The sequence below is a fragment of the Streptomyces sp. NPDC001220 genome (assembly GCF_053597895.1).
This window is the reverse complement of sequence record NZ_JBSFJE010000004.1, coordinates 454,631-475,415: the sequence shown is the minus strand read 5'-3', so window position 1 is coordinate 475,415 and position 20,785 is coordinate 454,631. Positions and strand designations below refer to the sequence as shown.

The following is a 20,785-nucleotide window of genomic DNA, read 5'->3' as shown; positions in this document are numbered from 1 at the left end:
CCGTGTCGGTGCTGCGCGAGTCCGGCGCGGCCACGGGCACCCCCTGTTCCTGCTGGTCAGCCTCTGTCATCCGGCCCCGACCGTATGCACGGCTGATTACACCGGCGTCACCGCTCCTGATCAACGGGGGTTAAGGCCGCCGCACAGACCGGCACCCGGCGATGTGAGCGGGCGCGTACGGGCTGCCCCGGGATGCGCGGTACCGGGACCTGGTGGAGGATGAGGGCGGCCGTGGGCGGGGGCAGGCGAGGAGGACCGGGTGGACAGGGACACCTCCTCGCGACGACCGGCCTCCGTGGGCGCACCGCCCGTCGACATCGGCTACATCGATCTGCTGCGCGGCATCGTCGAGGACTCGGCCGTAGGTTTCGCGGTCCTCGACACCGATCTGCGCTACCTGTACGTCAACCCGCACATGGCCAGGATGACCGGCCTGCCCGCCGCCGCCTATCTCGGGCACACCCTGCACGAGGTGCTGCCGCACATCCAGCGGTCGGAGCAGCTGCTGCGGGACATCCTGCACGACGGACGGCCCCGCGAGACCATCGTCACCGGGCGGACCTGGGTGGACTCGCCGTACCAGGTCCGGGAGTGGCGGTGCGTGTACCACCGGCTGGTGGACAGCACCGGCAAGGTGGTGGGTGTCGCCGGGGTGGGCCTGGAGATCAGTGAGCCGCAGCAGTACGTCTACGAGCTGGAGCGTGCCCATCGGCGGCTCGCGCTGCTGGACGCGGCCGCGTCCCGGATCGGCACCGGCACCGATGTCGCCGGGACCTGCCGGGAGTTGGCGGAGTTCGTCGTACCGGAGCTGGCGGACGCGGCCGGGGTGGAGCTCAATCCGCCGGACACGGCGTCGGGGCGGCGGGTGCCCACCCGGCTCGCCGCGTACGCGACCCGGCCGGGTCTGGTCACCGGTCTCGCGGCGCTGGACGCGCGCGGCGAACTGGTCGGCTGGCCGCGCGGCGCCGGGATCCGGCGGAACCTGGCGGCGGGCCGGGTGCTGCGGCGCAACGCGATCACCTCGGCACAGTGGCGGGCGCTGATTCCGAGCTGGCCACCGGCCCGGGCTTGTCTGACCGCCGGTGTCCATTCCGTGCTGCTCGCGCCGCTGGTCTCGGACGGCCGGTATCTCGGCAGCCTGCAGCTGGGGCGGGCCGGGGACTCCGGGCCGTTCTCGAACGAGGACGCCACGGTGGCCCGCGAACTCGCCGCCCGCGCCGCGCGCGCCCTGGACCGGGCGGTCCGCTTCGAGCGTGAGCACACCATGGCGCTGGAGTTGCAGCGGGCCCTGCTTGCCGAGCCGGGCCAGTTGCAGCAGCACGCCGGTGTGGAGACCACCGGGCGCTACCGGCCCGCCGACGACGGCTCGCTGATCGGCGGCGACTGGTACGACGTCCTGGCCCTGCCCGACGGCCGTACGATGCTGGTCATCGGGGATGTGATGGGCCATGGCGTGGACGCTGCGGTGGCCATGAGCCACTACCGTTCGACGCTGCGCGCCCTGGCCCGCGCGGGGCTCTCGCCACGCCGGATCCTGGAACACGCGGACCGGATGGTCTCGGACTCCGGTTTCGAGCGGGTGGCCACCTGCTTCCTCGCGCTCGGTGACGCGGACGTCGCCACCCTCACGTATGCGAGCGCCGGGCATCTGCCGCCGGTCTGGCTGGCCCCCGAGGGCGGGATCGAGCTGGTGCCGGTGCCGGTCGGGCCGCCGCTTGGCAGCGGGCTCGGCCGGTATGAGCAGCGCGTCACCCCGGAACGCGGGGGTGTGCTGCTCCTGTACACCGACGGACTCGTGGAGCGGCGAGGCGAGGACATCGACCGGGGCCTGGCCCGTCTGACCGGGCTGTCCCTGTCGCCCAGCGACCCGCTGGACAAGATCGTCGACACCGTTCTCGACCGCCTCGCCATCGGCTCCGAGGACGACATCGCCCTGCTCGCGGCCCGTGCCGTACGGCCGTGACCGGGCGGCTCAGCCGTAGGTGTGCACCATCCGGCGGCTCAGCCGTAGGTGAGCACCATCCGGAAGCGCGCGGCCCCGTCCATCATCTTCTGGTAGGCCGCGCCCGCCTCCTCCAGCGGTACGGTCTCGATCGTCGGGCGGATCCCGTGCAGGGCGCTGAACTCCATGGTGTCCTGCACCTCCTGGGCGGTGCCGGACGGATGGCCGCGTACCTCCCGGGCGCTCATGAGCAGCTGGAACGGGCTGATCCCGAGGGGCTCCTGGTCGACGCCGACCACCACCAGCTCGCCCCGGGGTCCCAGACCGTCCACGGCCGCCGAGATCGCCTGGGAGTTGCCCGCGGTGGCGAGCACCGCCTTGGCGCCGCCGAGCGACTGGAGGGCCTCCGCGACGGGTGTCGAGGTCGTGGAGTCGATGTAGTGGTGGGCGCCGAGCTGTTTGGCGAAGTCCGCCTTCTCGGCGCCGCGGGCGATGGCCACCGTCTCGAAGCCCATGGCCACCGCGTACTTCACCCCGAGGTGGCCGAGCCCGCCGAGGCCGACGACGGCGACCAGGTCACCGGGCTGCGCCGAGCTGCGCCTGAGCCCGTTGAAGGTGGTCACGCCCGCGCAGCCCAGGGGCGCGGCGTCGGCGGCGGTCAGCCCGTCGGGGATGCGGGCCAGGGCGTCCACCGGGGCGATCACCTGCTCGCCGAACCCGCCGTCATAGCTCCAGCCGGGCGTCTGCATGTTCTCGCAGACGATGAAGTCGCCCTGCCGGCAGGGCTTGCAATGGCCGCAGCTGCCGCCGAACCAGCCGACGCCCACCCGGTCGCCGATCCGCCAGCCCCAGTCCTCGATGCCCTCGCCGAGTTCCTCGATCCGCCCGGCGATCTCGTGTCCGGGCACCACGGGGAACGTGATGCCCGGCAGCCCGGCGGTCACGAAGTAGCTGTCGCTGTGGCAGATTCCGCAGGCCTCCACGGCGATCCGCACATGCCGGGGGCCCGGCCGCGGCACCTCCCGCTCGACGATCTCGAACGGTCCGCCCGCGGCGGTCACCTGCGCGACTCGGTAGGTACTCATACGTCTCTCCCGGAACGGGTACGACGGGACGGTCGAACCCCCTCCCCCAGCACACCAGCTCCGGGCCGATCGCGCGCGTCGAGTCCGGCGGGCGGCCCGCTGGGCGACGACGAAGGTGCCGCGAGCCCCGCTCAGCGCCTCACCCGAGAGGTGTCCGCGCGTGCCGCTGTCCCTGGAGCGGGCGTACCGGTTGACGGAGAACCTCACCGGTACGCCCTGACCGCTCACAGCGGAGTGACGCCGCTGCTACGGGTTGTCACGAAGTGATGCCGTTGTACTGGTCCCAGGTGTAGGCGAGGTCGGGCGAGGAGGGCTTGCCGGACCAGTCGAAGTAGTCCCAGACGAGTTCGGCGGGGTTGGTGGCGAGGTAGCCCCGGCCGGGCAGGTCGTCGCCGTCGTCCCAGGCCCAGGGCGGGTTGGCCGCGTCGGTGTCGCAGGCGCCGTTGGCCGGCCCGAGGACGCCGCCGGCGCCGCACTTGGCACCGTAGGGGTTGGAGCCGTCGTCGCCGGCGAAGTTGTTCGGGGTCGCGAACAGCGAGGTCAGGGTGCGGTTCGCCCACATGCCGTTCGAGGCGAAGACGTCGGTCAGCGTGTACTGCACGTCACGGTCGTTGGAGCCGGACGGCACCTCGGCGGTGGAGCCGGGGTAGTAGACGACGCCGTCTCCGCTCGCGTACTGGTCGCGCTCCTTGGACAGGTAACCCTCGGCCCACGCGGCGTGGGTGTTGGGCTGCTGGGTGGTGAACGGACGTCCGTGGCCGTCGTCGTGCGGGTCGCCCTGCAGCTTCAGGGTGCCGTCGACACTCTCCTGCCCGCTGGTGAAGTCGCTGCCCGCGGGCACCCAGGAGTAGAAGTTGCTGTGCGCAACGGTGATCGCGGCCTTCAACTGACCGTGCGCGGAACCGTCGTTGGCCACGACGACGAGGACGCCCTCGGAGTCGTTCTCGTGCTCGGACAGGTCCTCCTGGTAGTTGTCGAGGACGCCGTCCGACCAGTCGCGCGGATGGAAGTACGTGTAGAGCAGGTACGAGAAGGACGGGGTCTGGACGACCGAGTAGTAGACATGCGCCGCGAGCGGGGACTGGCCGGTGTTCTCCCAGTTGTCGCGGCCGTTGAGGTCGCCGTCGTAGTCGTAGGAGGTGATGTAGTCGGACTTGCCGCCGAGCGCGGTCTCGCCGGTGGAGTCGACATCCTGGAAGTTGACGGGGGCCCACCACTGGGCGAGGGCGGCGCGGTCTGCGGCGGAGTCGGCGCGGGCCTGGGCGGGATGGGTGAGGGTGGCGCAGCAGACGGCGGCGAGGGCGGCCGTCAGGGCGAGGGATCTGCGTCGGGTCAGAGGCACACGAGAACGGCGGGGGCGGCTGGTTGCCACGGTTCCTCCGGGGGCGGCGAAAGGAACCGGCACGTCGGTGAAGTCGACGTGCCGGTAAGGGAGTTGACGCTATGTTCCAGTGGTGCGTGAGCTGCCGCGCGTACGATACAGCGGGGTATCGGCGCACCGGCAGGGTCAGCAGGTGATCGTGCCCCGGCGCAGGGCGTGGCCGCTGTCGTTGCTGTCGTCGGACCAGTACACGGGCTTGGTGCCGCTGCTGCACGCGTCGGAGCCGGAGACGGCGAAGCCCTCGTTGTTGAGGTTGTCCATGCCGGACGGGCGGTTGTAGATCGCCGTGGTGGCGAAGACACCGGACGCGTTGATCTTCATGGTCCGGTGCTGCCCGTCACAGGTGTCGTCGCAGACCGCCCAGAGGCGGGAGGCCTGCGGCTCCCACTGGAGTTCCATCACGCCGGCCATGCCGCTGCTGAGGGAGGCGACGCGGGTGAAGGTGCCGCCGCCCTTGAGGACGTAGCCGTAGATCATGCCGGTGCCCTCGACGCCGACGAAGAACACCCCGCCGGTGTGCGAGCCGTAGTTCGCCGGGTTGTAGGCCGCGCCGGTGGCGGCGTCCCTGAACCCGGCGGCGGTCAGGGTGGCGTCCGGGACCCAGGTGATGGCCTCCAGGCCGAGGTTGGAGCCCACGGACGGCAGGTCCGGGGTCAGGTTCCACTCGGTGGCGGCGGTGAGCGCCGTGGCGGTACCGCTCACGTCGTACTTCAGGACGGACAGGCGGCTGGTGCCGGACGAGTCCGCGTTGCGCTCACTCGCCACGTAGACGCCCCCGCCCGCTCCGGAGCCGGTCAGGGTGACGCCCTCGTCGTCGGGTGTGCCGGAGCCGCCGGGGAACCTGAGGGTCTTGCCGGAGGTCCAGCCGTTGCTGGTGTCGGCCTTCCAGGCGGTGGAGCCGTTCGGGACCAGCCGCCACAGCTTGCCGCTGTTCTGCGCCGCCCACATCACGCTCCCCTCCTGGTAGAGGCCGCTCAGGTCGGAGCCGAAGGCGTTCTTGGTGTCGGCGGTCGCGACGGAGCTGCCGCCCGGCCAGGAGGTCGCCGAAACGCCACCGGATCCGCAGTCGTTGGCGGCGCCCAGGGTGACCGCGGCCGAGCCGAAGGTGCCGGTGCCGTCGGGGCAGCGCGACCACGACGGGTCGGAGTGCTCGCTCCAGCTGAAGCTGTCCACGAGGGTGGTGCCGTCGGCGAGGTAGAGGCGTGCCTCGTCGTCGGAGCCCAGACCGAAGGCGTTGTGCACGTCGAAGGCCACGAAGCCGCCCGGGGCGAGCGTGGTCCCGGAGGCTATCGCGTACTTGGAGCTGTTGTCGTCGTCCTTGAGGATCCAGCCGGAGAGGTTCACCGAGGCGGTGCCCTTGTTGTAGAGCTCCACCGAGTCGTTGACGTCCCCGGTGGTCACCACCTCGTTGATCCGGATGTCGTCGGCCGCCGCCGCGTGGGCGGGGGACGCGGTCAGGGCGCCGACGGCGAGCGTCGGGCCGGCGACGGCGACGAGCAGAACACGGAGGCTACGACGCCACCGGCGAACGCGTGATTCGGTCACGAAATCCGTCCTGGGGTTCCGTTGTGACAGGCCGCCAGGACTTTTCCGACGTGGCCCGAACGGCTGCCCTCACCCAGGTGAGGCCGTTATGAACGGTGGGCGAATGACCAAGATCGCGCCGGGTGTCCGCACCGGTCGGCAGACACGCCGTCACCACCGGCGCACCCGCGAGGCCGCGACCGGGTGGCGCCCCCGGCAGGCCGCGGGGGTGAGACGATTCCACGACGGGCGACCCGTTCGCCGTGCAGGGAGGAAGAGCAGCCATGCCGCCAGCGTCCGAACCGGTCCGGGGCAGGGACGACGCGGTCCCGACCGTCGCCGACGCTCCGATGAGCGAGGTCCTCTTCCGTGCCGCCCGGGCGCACCGGATCACGGCGGGGCACCTGCTGCGCGAGACCGGCCTCTACCCCGGGCAGGAGCTCCTGATGATGCGGCTCTGGGAACAGGGCGAGCAGCGCCAGGCCGACCTCATCAAGACGCTGGGTCTCGACCCGTCCACCGTCACCAAGATGCTGCAGCGCCTCGAGCAGTCCGGGTTCGTCACCCGCAGCCCCTCCCCCGCCGACCGCCGGGCCGTCCTCGTGAGCACCACCCGCGCCGGCCAGGCACTGCGCGACCGGGTCCTGCGGGCCTGGCGCGACCTGGAGGCGGTCACCGCCGCGGGATTCACCGACGAGGAGTACCGGCAGGCCATGCGGTTCCTGGCGCGTATCGAGGAGAACCTCACCGGCACGAACGGCACCGCGCCGCCGTCGTGACCGCGCGGGCCGCCGTCGCCGGGCACGGCGATGGTCAAGACTGCGTCATCTCGTACCCGTGGCTGAGAGGGCGGGAGTCGGGCGACGTACCAAGGGAGCAAGTGGCTGCGACTCCTTCAGAAGGGCAACTCCTTGATCCTGCGACGCATCGTCCTGAGCCTTGCCGTAGGGCTCGCCTCCCCGCTCCTGCTGGGGGCGTGCGGCTCCTCGAACGGCACCAGCTCCGACAGCGCCGCGCCGGTGGCCCCGGCCGCGTCGGATTCCGCGGTCTCCGCACCGGCCACCTCGGCGGCGGCCGGCAGCGGCGGCTCCGGGGCCGGGGCGTCGGCCCTCACCACCGGGGTGGCGGCCGAGGCGCTGAACGGCATCGGCACCGTGGTCGCCGACGACAAGGGGATGACCCTCTACCGATACGACAAGGACGAGTCGGATCCCTCCAGATGGACCTGCTCCGGCGCCTGCACGAAGACCTGGCTGCCGGTCATCGTCGGGGACTCCGTCCAGACCTCGGGAGTCGAGAAGAACCTTCTCGGCACGGTGCACCGGAACGGCATGAAGCAGCTCACCCTCGCCGGGTGGCCGCTCTACCGGTACATCGGCGACACCGGCGCCGCACAGGCCAACGGCCAGGGGAAGGACGCGCAGTGGTACGCCGTCGCCCCGTCCGGCCGGAAGGCCGCCAGGTCGGGCTGACGCGCACCGCTCCGGTGCTGCCGGCCATGAGGACCGGCTGCCTCCGCCGCTGAACTTCTCAGCCGGACGCCACGTACCAAGTCTCTGTGGTGGCCCTGTGCCGCCCGGCGCACCGCCAGGCAGACGGCTCGGCGGCAACGGCGCCGCACGGAGAAGGGGGTTGAACGATTTCCACGGACCTGAGCCGTCCGGCCGGCAGCACTCTCGACCTGGCCGCCCCGGCCCCGGCAGGGCAGGAGGAGACGGCGGGCGGAGCCCGCGTCCCCTCACAAGTGGTGGGTCTGGACGGCCTCCGCGGCCTGGCAGCCTTGTATGTGGTGCTGTTTCACTGCTGGTTGTACACCTTCCCCGGCTACCCCGACAGTTCGGCACCCCCATGGCTGAAGGGGCTGATGTTCGGGCGCCTGGCCGTCGTCTTCTTCCTGGTGCTGTCCGGCTTCTCCCTGGCCATCTCCCCGGCGCGGCACGGCTGGCGGTCGGGCGGCGTCGCCCGGTTCCTGCGCCGGCGTGCCTGGCGGATCCTGCCGCCGTACTGGGCGGCGCTGGCGATGAGCCTGACGATCTCCCTGTTCGTGGTGCCGGCCTCGCACTTCGGACCGCCGACCGGCAAGACGGTCCTGGTGTTCGGACTCGTCGCCCAGGACATGGTCACCGCACCGACGCCGAACGGCGCGTTCTGGTCGATCGGGGTGGAGGCCGAGCTCTACCTCCTCTTTCCCCTGCTCCTCCTGGTCCGGCGACGGTCGAGCGCGGTGGTGCTGGCCGCGTGTGTGGCGCTTCCGGTGATCGCCCTCGGCCTGACGGCACCCGGCGCGAATCCGGTGGAGGGCGACAACTGGCTCGCTCCCCACCTCGCGCCCGTGTTCGTGGCGGGTGTGATCGGCGCGGGGATCGTGGCCGCGCGAGAGCGGGTCCGGCGTCTGCCCTGGGGCTGGTTCGCCGCCCTGGCCGCCCTGCCCGTCCTGGCTCTCGGCCTCATCAAGGGTTCCGTGTGGACGGTGAACCACTACTTCTGGATCGACCTGGCCATCGCTCCCGCCATGACCATGCTGCTCGCCGCGGTGGCCACCGGCAGGCCCGCCCCGCTCCTGCGGCTCCTGACCACCCGACCGGTCCGGAGGCTCGGCGACTTCTCCTACAGCCTCTACCTGATCCATCTGCCGATCGTCATGGTCGTGATACGCCGCGTCGCCCCGCATTTCGTATCTCGCGGCCTGCCGACGTTCTGGTTCACGCTTGCCGTGGCGCTGCCGGTTTCGGTGCTCGGGGCATGGCTGTTCGCCCAGATCTTCGAGATGCCCTTCAAACGGAACAGGTCCTGGAAGACCCTGGTCGCACGCGGCGCTCCGTCGTTCCCCGGTTCCGCGCGTCGGCCGGGCTGAGCGGGAGCCGTGGTCCCGGGACGCGGTAGGCGTCCTGGGACCACGGCTCCGTCCGCTGGTAAGGGGGCTCAGGGAATGAGCCGCCACTGCTCGATGTAGCCGACGTCGATCGCGGCCCGGTCCTGCACCCGGAGCTTCCAGGTACCGGTCAGGGGTTGGGCGGAGGCGTCGACGGTGAACGTCTGGTCGACGTTGTCGGCGGAGCCGCCGCTGCGGTTCAGGAGGGAGTAGACGGTGCCGTCGGGGCCGACGAGGTCGACGGTCAGGTCGCCCCGGTAGGTGTGGATGATCTTGACGTAGACCTGGGTGGTGGCCGAGGCGTTCCCGGTGCGGCCGGTGACGGTGACCGGGGACTCCACCGCGGCGCCGTTGTCGGGGATGTCGACCCGGGTGGCGTTGGCGTAGACGTAGGCCACCTGCCAGGAGAAGTGCCGGGTGGCGGAGGCGCCCGTGTCGTCGGTGACCGTGACCGTGACGTCACTGGTCCCGAGGGTGGTGGGGGTGCCGGATATCAGGCCGGTGTCGCTGATGGTCAGCCCGTCCGGCAGGCCGGTCGCCGTGTACGTCAGGCCCGCGCCGGAGTTGGTGGTGTACGCGTCCGTCTGGAGGGACACCGCCTGCCCGACACCGCTGATCTGGTCCGCGATCGGCGCCACGTTGACGCCGAGTGCGATCCGGTTGCCGACGTTGATCGCCGCCCACGCGTCGGCGACGGCGAGGTAGGAGGGGCTGTAGGCCCCGAAGAGGTCGGCCGCGGCCTGGAGCGTGGCGGTGCGGGCGCCCGCGTAGTCGGTGCTCGACGTCATGTAGGTGGACAGAGCCCGGTACCAGACCTGCCGGGCGTTGTCGATGCCGATGCCCGTCACCGGCTGGCCGTCGTAGGTGGGGCTGTCGTAGGCGACCCCGTTGACCGTCTTCGCTCCGCTGCCCTCGGAGAGCAGGTAGAAGAAGTGGTTGGCCGGGCCCGAGGAGTAGTGCACGTCGAGTCCGCCCAGTGACGGGCTCCAGTAGTCGCTGGACGCGCCGTCCTTGGAGGGCTTGTCCATGTAACGCAGCGGGGTGCCGTCCCCGTTGATGTCGATCTTCTCCCCGACCAGGTAGTCCGGGACGTCGGCGGGCAGGTTCTCGTAGAACTCGACCGCCGCGGCGAAGATGTCGGAGGTCGCCTCGTTCAGGCCGCCCGACTCGCCGGAGTAGGTGAGGCCCGCGGTGGCGGCGGTGACGCCGTGGCTCATCTCGTGGGCCGCCACGTCGAGCGCGGTGAGCGGATGGGTGTTGCCCGAGCCGTCGCCGTACGTCATGCAGAAGCAGCTGTCCTGCCAGAAGGCGTTGACGTAGTTGTTGCCGTAGTGGGCGCGGCTGTAGGCGGCGACGCCGTCGTTGCGGATGCCGTTGCGGCCGAAGACGTTCTTGTAGAAGTCCCAGGTGGCCGCCGCGCCGAAGGCCACGTCCACGCCCGCGGTCTGCCGGTTGGCCACGGTTCCGTCGCCCCAGACATCGTTGTCGTCGGTGAAGAGGGTGCCGGTGCCGGAGGTGCCCTGGTTCAGGTCGTAGGTGCGGTGTCCGGCACGGTCGCCGTCGACGAGTTGGTAGGTCGAGCCGGAGAGCGTGGTGCCGAGGGGCACGGTCCCGTCGAACTGCCCGGTGCCGGTGCCGGTTTCGACTCCCTGATAGTGGAAGAGCTGTTTGCCGGACGCCGCGTCGGTGATCACGTGGAGTTCGTTGGGCGTGCCGTCGTCCTGGACGCCTCCGACGACGGACTCCCAGGCCAGGGCGGGGCGGCCGGAGGCGGCCCAGACGACCAGACGCGGGGTGCCGTCGGCCTTGGGCTGCTGGGCGCCGACCTTCACGGCGGTGCCGAGCGCCTGGGCCTTCGCCGTGACGGCGGAGATCTTCGCCCTGGTGGAGGGGATGGCGATTGCCGCCTTGGTGGCCTTCGACACGGTGAGGCGGCCGCCGTTCTCGTGCACGACCAGGTCACCGCCGAGGACGGGCAGGCCCGCGTAGGTGCGTTCGTAGCGGGTGTGCGTCGTACCGTCGGCGTCCCGGGTGACGTCCTTGACGACGAGCTTCTCGTCGGCGCCCAGGCCGAGGGTCTTCGCGGTACCGGAGGCGTCGGCCGCGGCGCTCTTGAGCAGTGCGGTGCGCTTCGCCGGTGAGAGGGGCGCGGGGGCCGCACCGGCTCTGGGAGTGGCCAGGATCTTGGCGGGGGCGGTTTCGCCGGCCGCGGCCAGGGCGGTGCCGTGCTGGAGGCCGGCCGCGAGCAGGGTGGTGGCGGCGGTCAGCGCCAGGGCGACACCGTGTCTGACACGGCGATGGTGACGGTCCTGCCGGAACATGGCGTTCTCCTTCTGTGGGGTGGTCGGACTCGGTGGAGCCCGGGAGAGCGGGTCGGCTGGGTCGAGCCGTCCGGCGGCGCGCGGGTGCGGGGGGGGAGCCGAAAGGGCACGGGGCGACGGGGTGGCGTCTGCTCGGGCGTGCCGGTGACCTGGGGAATGAGATGTGGGTATTGCGTGTGGTGCCTGTGAGTGGGCGGTGAACTTCCGGAGAGCAGATTGACATCCGCCGCACGGGACTGTCATGAGCGCATCAGAACAACGGCTTGAACTGGTGGTTGCGAGCTAGGGTTTCGCGCACCGCGACAACGTTTTCCGGTCGTGGTGCCGCCGGGACCGCACCGACAACCGCCATGGCCCGACTTGCGCATGCACGGGTCCACGAACACAGGGCTGGGCTCCGTGACACACGGAACCGTGCCGCGCCGCCCGGAGCCACAGGAGAGGGAGACAAATGTCCGGCAACGGGCCAGCTTGCCGAGCGACTTCCACCGCTTCGCCGCCGAACCGGCGTGGCGTGGTGGCCTCGTGAGAACCGGCCCGGCACTGGATCGGGATGCGCCGTTCCCCGTGGTTACCCTGCGACGGGCTTGTGGAGGCGATGTGTGGGCATACGGGATTCACCCCATCGAGAGGAGCCTGGTCATGCCCGGCATCATTGCGGCAGTGTTGTTCTTCATCGCCTTCCTGATCAACGCGGCGGACATCAGCACCAACGACACCTTCACCTCCACGAACGTGATGCTGCTGGGGCTGACCGCCCTGGCTCTCCACGTGGCGGGAATCGGCACCGGCTGGTCGTACCGGAGGCGGCGCTGACCGCGCATTCCGCGACCGTGGGCTCGGCGGCACCCCGCCGCCGAGCCCACGGTCGCGGCGGGCCGTGCCCCACCCGAAGACACCGCGACTGAGGCCATACTTCGAGCTCGTCGAGAACGACCAACTCCTCTTCGGCCAGCCGCTGGGCGCCGGCGGCGATTTGCCGTCGACCGCCACGACTTGCCGCACCGTGAGGTGCGGGCTGGGAAGAGGACATCCTCAGACGTCTCCGTCTTCATGACGGTGGTTCCCCTCGCGGAACGGTCCTGCCATCCGGTGGTCACGGCCAGCCGGTCATCTTGATCACGGATGCGGCGACGTCGGTGACGGAACCCGCACCGGCATCGACGGTGAAGTCGTCGACTCCAGCCCGGCTGAGAATTCCGTCCAGTTCGCCGGACCGATTCAGGTGCCACTGCAGGGTTTCCGGCTCGCCGTCGTGGCGGCGGGCCAGGCGCTGGTGGATGACCGGCAGTTCGGCCCGGAGCCGGCACACCGTGAGATCAACGCCCACGGCATCGGCCAGTTGCTTCCGCTCACCCTGTTCCTCGATCACGCCGGCGAGTACGAGGCACTTCACTCCCGCGTCGAGGTAGTGTCCGGCGACGCTCCGCAGGTTCCGCAGCAGCATGCCGAAGTTGAACCGGTCACCCGGTGGTGCGGGCCACGAATTGCTCAGCCAGTCGAGGTCGAGCACGGCATGAGAGACCCCGGCGTCGGCGAGAAGATCGCCCACCGCCTCGGCAACGGTTGTCTTGCCCACACCGACCGTGCCGTTGATCAGGAGGGCGTGACCAGCACTCCGGGGGCGGTCCGCGTACATCTCGGCATCGTACGTCGAGCACCGCAAGCACCGAAGGCAAGCTCCCGTCGTTCACCGAAAGCCCATGTCCACCACGGGCTCGCCCCAGCCGTGATCGTCACGGAAGCATGGCCACAACCAACTGGGCGGCTCAGTCACACCGTTGAGAGCTGTTGTCCAGTGACACAGGGCTTTGACCGACTGCCACCGGTTCCCCCATGCCGCCCGTCAACCGGCCGAGCAGCTTGCCGGGCGGTCAGGTGGGCGTTGGAACGAGGATCGTGGCGACGGACCGGTGGCGAAGTCGGTCCGCCAGGAGCGCCATTTCCACGTACGTGCCGACCAGTCCGGCTCCACACAGCTCGGCGGCTGCCAGCCGGGCGTCGCCCGGTGACAGGTGGCTCCTCTCGCGCAGGGCTCGCAGGACGGGGACGATACTGGTGTCCTTGGCCACCAGGCGAAGCCGAGCGGCGCCGTGCTCGGCCAGCAGTGCCTGTCTGATCTCTTCGGGAGTCGGGTCTGTGCCCGTCTCGCACCACGCGTCGGGGCAAGCTCGGCACTGGCCTTCGACGCTCCAGCGCAGCTGTCCCCTGTCGATGAACTGACCGACGTCGCGGACGAGCTCGCCGCCACAGGTCACGCACGGCGAGGTGACCTTCGTTCCCTGGGTGACGGCGATCATTCGGCTCTCCCCGCTCTCCCTGCGCATGGTCGATCCGCGTGATCCTGCCGTAGGCACTGAAGGCTGGCGACTGGGTTTCCGTGCCGACGGTGTGACGCCGGGGAGTCAGACGTGGTCGGCGCCGGCCCTCTTGCGCGCACGGGAGTTGCGCAGGTTGGCCGCGTTTCCGCAGACGTGGACGTCGTGCCAGACGCCGCTGTTGTTGCGGGAGCGGTCGTAGAAGGCTGTCACGCAGCGTGCGTTGCGGCAGGACTTCAGGCGGCGGAGGGTATCGGTGAGTTGCGCCTGGAAGACCTCGATGAGGGCGAGTGACGCCACCTGCCGCCATCCTGTGCCGCGGGGTACGGCGTGGATGGCGCCGTGCTCGTCGAGCCGCAGCGCGGTGGGCAGGGTGATCAGTGAAGCCGCCGGGCCGGGGTCCTCCGCCGGGTCGCCGAGCCGGCCGTGCAGGCTCTGGCGCAGGTCCTGCCTGAAGTCGTGAAGACGCTGCACGTCTTCGGCTGTCAGTTCGATATCGGGGGCGGGTCGCCCGGTCGCGCCGCTCCAGCTCTTCAGTGCCTGGTCAAGCCACGTGCGGGCGTCTTCAGCGGTCTGCAGAAGGTCGGGCTTCCGGGGCTTGCCGGCGGACCGGGTGTTGAGCAGGTCCTGCACGAAGGCCAGCCCACCGGGGGCGGGCTCCATGCCGTATCGGTCTGTCGCGGTCCAGGACATTCACGGACCTCTTTCGGTGACGGCTACAGCAACGTACTCATAGCCTATTCACTTATTACTTTCTATGAGTGTAACTCCCCCTCAGGGATGCAACTCCCCCTCCGGCCGGCTCCGCTCGGCCGGGCCGCGCAGCAGCCGACCGTCGCATCGGCACCCACCGCCAGGGCCCTCCTTGCCCGCCCCCCGGACGTCGCCACCGAGGGTGAAATGAGCCATAAGGGCCCGCCTTGTTCGACATAACCAAAAGGCATACGCTTACGTCTCATGGGATCTCAAGGCGCAGTGCCCTCCCCCCTGTGGCATCGCTCGTGAGCCGCTCTCCCCGCAGTGGCCGTTCGGCGTGTCCCGTCTCGTACGGCAGCGGTCCGGGGGGACGGGGGGCAGACCCGAACGGTCCCAAGGCCGTCGATCACCCACCAGTCATGGAGAAACCCGGAGTGCATTCCCAGCCCCACCCCCATCGCAGGTCACGGCCTCCGGTCCGCGTCTGGCTGCAGCCGTTCCTGATCGGCCTGGTCATCGTCTCGGCATTCGTCAGCTGCTACGTCGGGCTCATGCGCGACCCCCAGCCCCACCGGATCCCCGTGGCGGTCACGGGCCCCCAGCTTGCGGACAAGCTCCAGAACGCCCTGGGCGACTCGATCGAGACCCGGCATGCCGACTCCATCACCGAGGCACGTGACGCGCTGCGCCACCACGACGTCGTGGCCGTGGTCGGCGCCGGCCCGCACGGCAAGGACCTGAAACTCGACGTCGCGAGCGCGAACGGCCTGTCGACGACCACCGCGGTCACCAAACTCGTCACCGCGTACGCACACGGCGCCGACCAGCACCTCAGCGTCTCCGACATCGTTCCGCTGGACCGGTACGACGCCCGCGGGCTGGCCGGGTTCTACGTCTCCTTCGGGGTGACCCTCTCCGGCTTCGCCCTCGCTCAGAACGTCGTGGGTCTCAGCAACCTGCTTCACCTGCGGCACCGGTTCACCCTGCTGGCCGGCTTCGCCGCAGCGTCAGGCCTTGTCGCAGCCGCCATCGCCGGCCCCATTCTCGGCGCCATCCCCGCGTCGTATCTCCCTCTCGCCTTCGTCCTGGCCCTGCTGGCAGCCGCCGCCGCGTTCACCACGAAGATGCTGGCCACCTACATCGGCCCCCTAGGTATCCCCCTCGCGACCCTGCTGCTGCTGACCGTCGGGAACTCCACCAGTGGCGCGACCATCGGCACCAACCTCCTGCCCGGCGGCGCCCGGACCCTGTCCGAGCTGCTGCCGCCCGGCGCCGCGGTGCGCGCCATCGCCGACCTCAGCTACTTCCAGGGCTCCCACGTCCTCGCACCACTGGCGACACTCATCCTCTGGGCGGCGGGTTCCGCGGTCCTGCTGGCCTTCCGCACCACCGAACAACGACCGCCGGCCCCCACGCCGCCCCAGCCCCAGACCGCCCCGGCCCCGCACCAGTCCGCCGATGACCGCTCCGCACCACACCGGGCGACAGCCGACGGCGCACCCACGGCCCACCGGGCCGGCACCGACCAAGGACACACCGCGCCAGGCGACGGCACCGCATGGCACCCGACGGTCACCGCGCCAGGGAAGGCGTCCGCCACGGCCGTGGAAAGCTCTGCCTGACCGCGGCTCGACGAGGCCGGCCGCACCGGCCCTCCGAGTCGGAAGGTCACTCCGGGGTGTCGAAGATGTCGAACGTGGGATGTCCCTCGTGAAGTGCGGCCAGTGCGGCGGCGAGCTTGCCCCGGCCGGTGATGCCCAGACGTGGATAGATGCGGTACAGGTGCGCTCCGACGGTGCGGTGCGAGATGAACAGGCGCTGCCCGATCTCCCGGTTGCTCAGGCCCTGTGACGCCAGCACGGCTATCTGCATTTCCTGGGCGGACAACTGCTCACCGGTGTTCGCGCGCCGTCGACCGGTCGACTCGCCGGTGGCCCGCAGCTGCTCGCGCGCCATCTCGGCCCAGGGCTGCGCGCCGACCCGGTCGAACTCGTCGCGGGCGAGTCGAAGCGGCTGCCGAGCGTCCACGTTGCGGCGTTGGCGGCGCAACCAGCGGCCCTGGTGCAGATGCAGCCGGGCCCGCGACAGCGTCCAGTCGGCCGGCAGTGCGGTGAGGGCCGCGGCGTAGCGCTCCTCCGCGGTGTCGTCCGGTGCCAGCACCGCGTCGGTGTAGGCGTGAGCCACCACCATCATTTCCGAAGGCAGCTGACCGGCCAGCTCCGGAAGGTCGGCCAGCAGCTCCCGGGCCTCCTGCACGGTGCCCGCGGCGACCGCGGCGTCCGCCAGGTCCGGGGCGAGCAGCCAGCGGCTCACCGAGTGGTAGTGCGGGTCGGCGGGATCGAACGCGCGTGAGAGAACGTCGTACGCCTCCGCGGCCCGGCCGTCGAAGAGAGCGAGCAGGCCGTCGGTCTGCTGCGCCATCACGGTGACGAACGGCATGCCCGGGAACAGTCTGTGCATGCGCAGTTCGCGGATCATCAGCGCTGCTTGCCCGGTTTCTCCGCGCAGTGCTGCCACCAGGCCGGCCGTCGCCTTCAGTCCCAGCCAGACGATCCACTCCTCGGTCTCCTCGGCCAGGGCGAGCCCCTCGGCGGACTCCTCGCGAGCCCGCTCGAGCCGACCGAGGTACACCTGTGGCCAGCTGGTGGCCAGGGAACGGGCGAGCAGCCCCAGCCGGCCCTGCGACCGCCACGCCGCGGCGGCCGGCGCAAGGTACTGAACGGCGCGGCTGATGTCGCCGATGACCATGGCACCGCTACCGAGGAAATGCAGGATCCGGCCGTCTTCAGGGTCTGCTCTGATTCCGTCGAGCCGCGCGATCACGTCGGCTCCGTGCCGGTACGGCTCGGTGTACGCCCGCACCGCCAGCACGTGGGGGGCATCCGGGTCAGGATTCCATCGATCCAGTTCCGCTGCGGCCTCGGCACGCACCTGCGCGTCGCCGTCCTGGAAGAAGCATCGTGCGCTGGCTCGCCACAACAGGTTCTCCGCGACGTCTCCGGCTCCCGCGTCGAACGCTCCGGCCGCCGCGGTGACCATGTCCTGGATCCGTCGCTGCGGCGCGTCCGGTTCGATCGCGCAGTTGTCGGACACCACCATGAGGCGAGCCCGCTCGACCCGCCCCAGCGCACTCATGTCGGTGCGGTCCAGCAGCATCTGGACGCCGGCGCGGTGGTTGATCTCGCTGGACAGCTCGGCCGCCCGGACCAGGATGCCGGTTCGGCGCTGTGCGTCGAGGACGAGGTCGGCCGCCTGACGCAGCGCCGGGACGGCAGCCGCCACCTTCCCTCGCGCCTGCGACGCATCGGCGAACCGCTCGAGCCGGGCGGCCAGCTCCTCGTCCGGTCCGATGGTGGCCGCTGCCTCGTGAGCGAGTTGGCGCTCGGGGGTGTCGTCCATCACCGAGGCGAGGGCACGGTGAGTGGCCAGCCGATCGGCGAGCGTAGCGTGGGTGTAGATCGCCGTTCGCATCAGCGGATGGCGGAACTCCGCGCTGTAGCCGACCAGCGTGACCAGATCCGCGTCTACCGCCTCCTGCACGGCGTCGACGGAGACCGCCGAACGACGGAGGCGACTCGCCACGTCGAGCAGCAGGTTGAGGGGCGCGGCCGGCTCGGCGGCAAGGACCAGGAGCAACGTGCGACACGCATGGCTCACCGCCTCGGTACGCGCGGAGAACGCGTCCTCCAGCCGTTGGGTCAGCGGCAGGTCGTCCATCTGCGGGGGCACGCCCTGCACGGCTTTGGGCAGCTCCACCAGGGCCAGCGGATTCCCCGCGGCACGCTCCAGGATGAGGGTGCGCAAGGACGCCGGCAGATCGGGCGCGCCGGCATCGAGCAGTTCGGCGGCGGCCGGTCTGCCGAGCGGCTCCAGGGGGAGGTCCAGGAGTACGTACGATTCGGAGTACTGGACCCGGGCGGCCGCGATCACCTGTACGGCGTGGTCGCGGGTGCGTCGGGAAACGAACTTGAGCACGTCCCGGCTGGAGGAGTCGATCCACTGCAGGTCGTCGACCAGCAGCAGGAGCGGCTGCCGGTTGGCCGCGTCGGCGAGCAGTTCGAGTACGGCCAGTCCGACCCGGTATATCTCGGGCTCGGTGTCCCTGGCGCTGAAGGCTCCGCTCAGCGCCAGCCGGTGCGGAGCCGGCAGGTCTTTCATGCCAGGAGCCACCGGTTGCAGCAGCATCTGCAGCGCGGCGAACGGCAGCCACCGCTCGGGCTCCACCCCAGATGTCCGCAGCACTTTGAAGCCGCTTTCGACGGCCTCGGCTCCGACCGCGCGCAACAGGGCCGACTTCCCGACGCCCGCAGCACCGTGGACCAGCAGCGCGCTGCCGTGCCCAGCCGCAGCGTCCGCGAGCAGGCCGCGCAAAGTGCGCAGCTCCTTGTCCCGCCCGATCATCGAACCCGCACAGATCCCGCCTTCTGCGGGGTCCCCAGCAGCCCCGTACCGACACGTACGCCCGCGGTGACCGTGAGCCTGGGGACCTGAGGGCCTCGTACGACGACAAAGCCCTCTGCCGTCCGGCGGTGTCCGCGTGCGGTGCTTCCGTCGACCGTGACGACGGGATGCTCGAGCAGCGCCGCACGTTCGCTCATCGGCACAGCAGGCATGGGGCACAGCACGTGAAGCTTCTCTCCATCGAGGCGTCGTTCCGGCCATCATGCTACTCATGGGGTGCGACCTCCCCCCTTGCCGGGTGGGGGTCAACCATCAGTCGAACGACTCTCGTAACAACACAGCCAACGGCGAGCCTCTGCCGATTCCGGGCGGACCGCGACTCTGCGGAGCAGGTTCGCGACGGGGCGGGTTCGCGACGGGTTGCCGTCCGGGCGGCCTCGCTCCGATGTCGTCCCCCGGGAGCTGGCGACCAGATGGGCGCGGTCGCGAGGACCGGATGCGCCGGCGTTGCACGGGACCCTTGTGCTGTGCGGACGCCGATGCCGTTCCGATCAATGGCCACGCTGAAACAGCTGATTCGACCCGAGGTCGAAAAGACATCGAAAAGACATCGGTGAGAAGCCCTGTACCTGGCCTTCCGCCGACGAATTCGCGTCACCGCCTGCCGACGGTTCCGGCCGATCCGTGGGAATGACCGCTCATGGGCCGGCGGACCAGCACTCGGCCCGGAGCGGCGCCCCCAGCTGATCAACCCTTCGCATCGCCGGGCATTAATCGATCAAGCTCGAATATGTCACATTTCGCCCGAGAACTGGCTGACCAGACATTCGATACCCAGAAAACTTCTTTCCCCGCCAAGGGGCACAACCTCGAAGGTGCGGTCCAGGAATTCGTCGATCACTACCGCCGATGCGGCTACGGCAAAAGTTTCCCATCCCGACCGGAACGACATGTAGACCAACTCGTGACCGCGGATTTCAGCGGGCCAGATCTGAATGTCACCGAACCCGGAGAGCCGCCGCCGGCCGGAAGCCAGCAGCTCGCGACCGAGCTCCCACTCGATGACCAGATCGGTACCTGCATTGAATGCCATGACGATCGAATAAGGCTCTGCGCTGTCGTATCGGAAATCTGTTGTGACCGACAGTGGCACGTCCTCTTCAAGAAGCGCCACGACCGTCCGACATGTCACCGGGTCTGGTCGGACGTGCCACTCTGCGCCACCTTGTTGCCGGCGTCTGCGATCTTCGTGAGCACACCCTGGCTCCTCATCGGTGCCAAAGACCTTCCCACTCATGATTCGTCCTCTCTCGTCTTCCCGCCACGACGACTACCGGTAGGCGGTCGGCGTCTACAGACCCGCGAACGGGCCGCCGGCTGGTTCGGAAGGTCCTCACCTGCTCTGGCAGATCGGGGTATTACGAGCCTGGGACCGGCTGGGACCTGATGCATCAGTCAAGTGACCGTCGACGGACGGGCCAGGTCGGGTCCGACGGGCCCCCTCCTGTGGGTGTGCACACTCAGTTTCAAGTGAAACCGTCTCGAATGTACATATGGCTGTAATGTGACGTCGTGACCACCCACATTCCCCACCGAGCCACCCCTTCGACCGGCTCGCGTGCGACCGACCGCCCCGGGGACACCTCACCCTTCGCGCTCGCCCTCCTTCTGCGGCGGGCGCACTGGCGGGCGGCCGGGGTGATGACGGAGGCGCTCCGCCCGCTCGGCATCGAGTTGCGGCACTTCGCGGTGCTTCTTGTCCTGGTCGACCGCGGGCCCACGGTGCAGCGCGACCTGGGGGCGGCGACGGGGTCGGACAAGGCGGGGATCATGCGGGTCGTGGACGACCTGGAGCGCATGGGGCTGGCCGTACGCAAGGCGGTTCCGGGGGACCGGCGGGTGAGGGCGGTGGAGATCACGCCTCGCGGTGTCGAGCTATTCGACGCGGCCCATGTGGCGGCGGAGCCGCTGGCCGAGCACCTGGTCACCGGCCTGGGACCGGCCGAGCGCGAGCAGTTGACGCAGCTGCTGACCCGGTTCGCCCACCCCACGGAGACCGACACCTGAGCACGCCCACCCCCACGGAGACCGACACCCAAGCACGCCCACCCGCCGGCCCTGCCACGAGCAGCGCAGTCGGGGGCGTCATCGCCGTCGGGGACCGAACCACCCTTGGGGCCGTAAACCCTTCTCCGTACACCGTTCCACTCGCCCGAGATAGTATTGCCTGATACCGTCTACAGCG

The 20,785-nt window shown here is 70.2% G+C and carries 16 protein-coding genes; 7 read left to right on the top strand and 9 right to left on the bottom strand.

The annotated features are described in order from the left end of the window. Nucleotides 1-259 precede the first annotated feature (259 nt). The gene (locus ACWDGI_RS12745; RefSeq protein ID WP_450758209.1) at nucleotides 260-1,963 is read left to right on the top strand and encodes a SpoIIE family protein phosphatase; all 1,704 of its coding nucleotides are present in this window, start codon (nucleotides 260-262) and stop codon (nucleotides 1,961-1,963) included. A gap of 38 nt (nucleotides 1,964-2,001) precedes the next feature. On the opposite strand, the gene ACWDGI_RS12740 is transcribed toward ACWDGI_RS12745, so the two are convergent. The 3 genes from ACWDGI_RS12740 to ACWDGI_RS12730 all read right to left on the bottom strand — a co-directional run bounded on the left by ACWDGI_RS12740 (nucleotide 2,002) and on the right by ACWDGI_RS12730 (nucleotide 5,953). Continuing rightward, a complete protein-coding gene (locus ACWDGI_RS12740) occupies nucleotides 2,002-3,027 on the bottom strand; it encodes an alcohol dehydrogenase (RefSeq protein ID WP_450758207.1) in 1,026 nt (341 codons plus the stop codon). Nucleotides 3,028-3,283: 256 nt separating this feature from the next. Next, on the bottom strand, nucleotides 3,284-4,369 hold the full coding sequence (locus tag ACWDGI_RS12735) for a hypothetical protein (RefSeq protein WP_450758205.1): 1,086 nt from the start codon (nucleotides 4,367-4,369) through the stop codon (nucleotides 3,284-3,286). A 165-nt stretch (nucleotides 4,370-4,534) separates the two neighbouring features. Then, nucleotides 4,535-5,953, bottom strand: coding sequence for a lamin tail domain-containing protein (locus ACWDGI_RS12730; RefSeq protein ID WP_450758203.1), 1,419 nt, complete (start codon nucleotides 5,951-5,953; stop codon nucleotides 4,535-4,537). Between the two features lie 263 nt (nucleotides 5,954-6,216). On the opposite strand from ACWDGI_RS12730, the gene ACWDGI_RS12725 reads away from it, so the two are divergent. The 3 genes from ACWDGI_RS12725 to ACWDGI_RS12715 all read left to right on the top strand — a co-directional run bounded on the left by ACWDGI_RS12725 (nucleotide 6,217) and on the right by ACWDGI_RS12715 (nucleotide 8,786). Then, nucleotides 6,217-6,711 carry a MarR family winged helix-turn-helix transcriptional regulator gene (locus ACWDGI_RS12725; RefSeq protein ID WP_450758202.1) on the top strand — a complete coding sequence of 165 codons (495 nt, stop codon included), beginning with the start codon at nucleotides 6,217-6,219 and terminating at the stop codon, nucleotides 6,709-6,711. 132 nt (nucleotides 6,712-6,843) lie between these two features. Continuing rightward, the gene (locus tag ACWDGI_RS12720) at nucleotides 6,844-7,404 is read left to right on the top strand and encodes a hypothetical protein (protein ID WP_450758200.1); all 561 of its coding nucleotides are present in this window, start codon (nucleotides 6,844-6,846) and stop codon (nucleotides 7,402-7,404) included. Nucleotides 7,405-7,676: 272 nt separating this feature from the next. Further along, nucleotides 7,677-8,786, top strand: a complete 1,110-nt coding sequence (locus ACWDGI_RS12715; RefSeq protein WP_450758198.1) for an acyltransferase family protein — start codon at nucleotides 7,677-7,679, stop codon at nucleotides 8,784-8,786. 68 nt (nucleotides 8,787-8,854) lie between these two features. Here the strand turns inward: ACWDGI_RS12715 and ACWDGI_RS12710 are convergent, their stop codons facing one another. Continuing rightward, nucleotides 8,855-11,125: a M4 family metallopeptidase gene (locus ACWDGI_RS12710; RefSeq protein ID WP_450758196.1), complete on the bottom strand. Its 2,271-nt coding sequence runs from the start codon at nucleotides 11,123-11,125 to the stop codon at nucleotides 8,855-8,857. Between the two features lie 642 nt (nucleotides 11,126-11,767). Here ACWDGI_RS12710 and ACWDGI_RS12705 point away from each other — a divergent pair. After that, nucleotides 11,768-11,941: a hypothetical protein gene (locus ACWDGI_RS12705; protein WP_351313851.1), complete on the top strand. Its 174-nt coding sequence runs from the start codon at nucleotides 11,768-11,770 to the stop codon at nucleotides 11,939-11,941. Between the two features lie 280 nt (nucleotides 11,942-12,221). Here the strand turns inward: ACWDGI_RS12705 and ACWDGI_RS12700 are convergent, their stop codons facing one another. The 3 genes from ACWDGI_RS12700 to ACWDGI_RS12690 form a co-directional block, all read right to left on the bottom strand. After that, the gene (locus ACWDGI_RS12700) at nucleotides 12,222-12,764 is read right to left on the bottom strand and encodes an AAA family ATPase (protein WP_450758194.1); all 543 of its coding nucleotides are present in this window, start codon (nucleotides 12,762-12,764) and stop codon (nucleotides 12,222-12,224) included. A gap of 235 nt (nucleotides 12,765-12,999) precedes the next feature. After that, complete coding sequence (locus ACWDGI_RS12695) at nucleotides 13,000-13,425, bottom strand: hypothetical protein (RefSeq protein WP_450758192.1); 426 nt, start codon at nucleotides 13,423-13,425, stop codon at nucleotides 13,000-13,002. 105 nt (nucleotides 13,426-13,530) lie between these two features. Continuing rightward, a complete protein-coding gene (locus tag ACWDGI_RS12690; RefSeq protein ID WP_450758190.1) occupies nucleotides 13,531-14,106 on the bottom strand; it encodes a CGNR zinc finger domain-containing protein in 576 nt (191 codons plus the stop codon). A gap of 467 nt (nucleotides 14,107-14,573) precedes the next feature. On the opposite strand from ACWDGI_RS12690, the gene ACWDGI_RS12685 reads away from it, so the two are divergent. After that, nucleotides 14,574-15,761: a hypothetical protein gene (locus ACWDGI_RS12685; RefSeq protein WP_450758188.1), complete on the top strand. Its 1,188-nt coding sequence runs from the start codon at nucleotides 14,574-14,576 to the stop codon at nucleotides 15,759-15,761. Nucleotides 15,762-15,807: 46 nt separating this feature from the next. On the opposite strand, the gene ACWDGI_RS12680 is transcribed toward ACWDGI_RS12685, so the two are convergent. Both ACWDGI_RS12680 and ACWDGI_RS12675 read right to left on the bottom strand, forming a co-directional pair. Next, on the bottom strand, nucleotides 15,808-18,540 hold the full coding sequence (locus ACWDGI_RS12680; protein WP_450758186.1) for an ATP-binding protein: 2,733 nt from the start codon (nucleotides 18,538-18,540) through the stop codon (nucleotides 15,808-15,810). A 793-nt stretch (nucleotides 18,541-19,333) separates the two neighbouring features. Further along, nucleotides 19,334-19,714 (bottom strand): SsgA family sporulation/cell division regulator, encoded by a 381-nt coding sequence (locus tag ACWDGI_RS12675; RefSeq protein WP_450758184.1) that lies wholly within the window; start codon nucleotides 19,712-19,714, stop codon nucleotides 19,334-19,336. 398 nt (nucleotides 19,715-20,112) lie between these two features. Here ACWDGI_RS12675 and ACWDGI_RS12670 point away from each other — a divergent pair, with 398 nt between their 5' ends. Further along, nucleotides 20,113-20,607, top strand: a complete 495-nt coding sequence (locus ACWDGI_RS12670) for a MarR family winged helix-turn-helix transcriptional regulator (RefSeq protein ID WP_450758182.1) — start codon at nucleotides 20,113-20,115, stop codon at nucleotides 20,605-20,607. The last annotated feature ends 178 nt before the right edge of the window (nucleotides 20,608-20,785 follow it).

Coding starts and splice junctions, on each gene's coding strand:
- ACWDGI_RS12740 (WP_450758207.1), bottom strand. CDS start 3,027: ATGAGTACCTACCGAGTCGCGCAGGTGACCGCCGCGGGCGGACCGTTC.
- ACWDGI_RS12725 (WP_450758202.1), top strand. CDS start 6,217: ATGCCGCCAGCGTCCGAACCGGTCCGGGGCAGGGACGACGCGGTCCCG.
- ACWDGI_RS12710 (WP_450758196.1), bottom strand. CDS start 11,125: ATGTTCCGGCAGGACCGTCACCATCGCCGTGTCAGACACGGTGTCGCC.
- ACWDGI_RS12705 (WP_351313851.1), top strand. CDS start 11,768: ATGCCCGGCATCATTGCGGCAGTGTTGTTCTTCATCGCCTTCCTGATC.
- ACWDGI_RS12700 (WP_450758194.1), bottom strand. CDS start 12,764: ATGTACGCGGACCGCCCCCGGAGTGCTGGTCACGCCCTCCTGATCAAC.
- ACWDGI_RS12695 (WP_450758192.1), bottom strand. CDS start 13,425: ATGATCGCCGTCACCCAGGGAACGAAGGTCACCTCGCCGTGCGTGACC.
- ACWDGI_RS12690 (WP_450758190.1), bottom strand. CDS start 14,106: ATGGAGCCCGCCCCCGGTGGGCTGGCCTTCGTGCAGGACCTGCTCAAC.
- ACWDGI_RS12680 (WP_450758186.1), bottom strand. CDS start 18,540: ATGATCGGGCGGGACAAGGAGCTGCGCACTTTGCGCGGCCTGCTCGCG.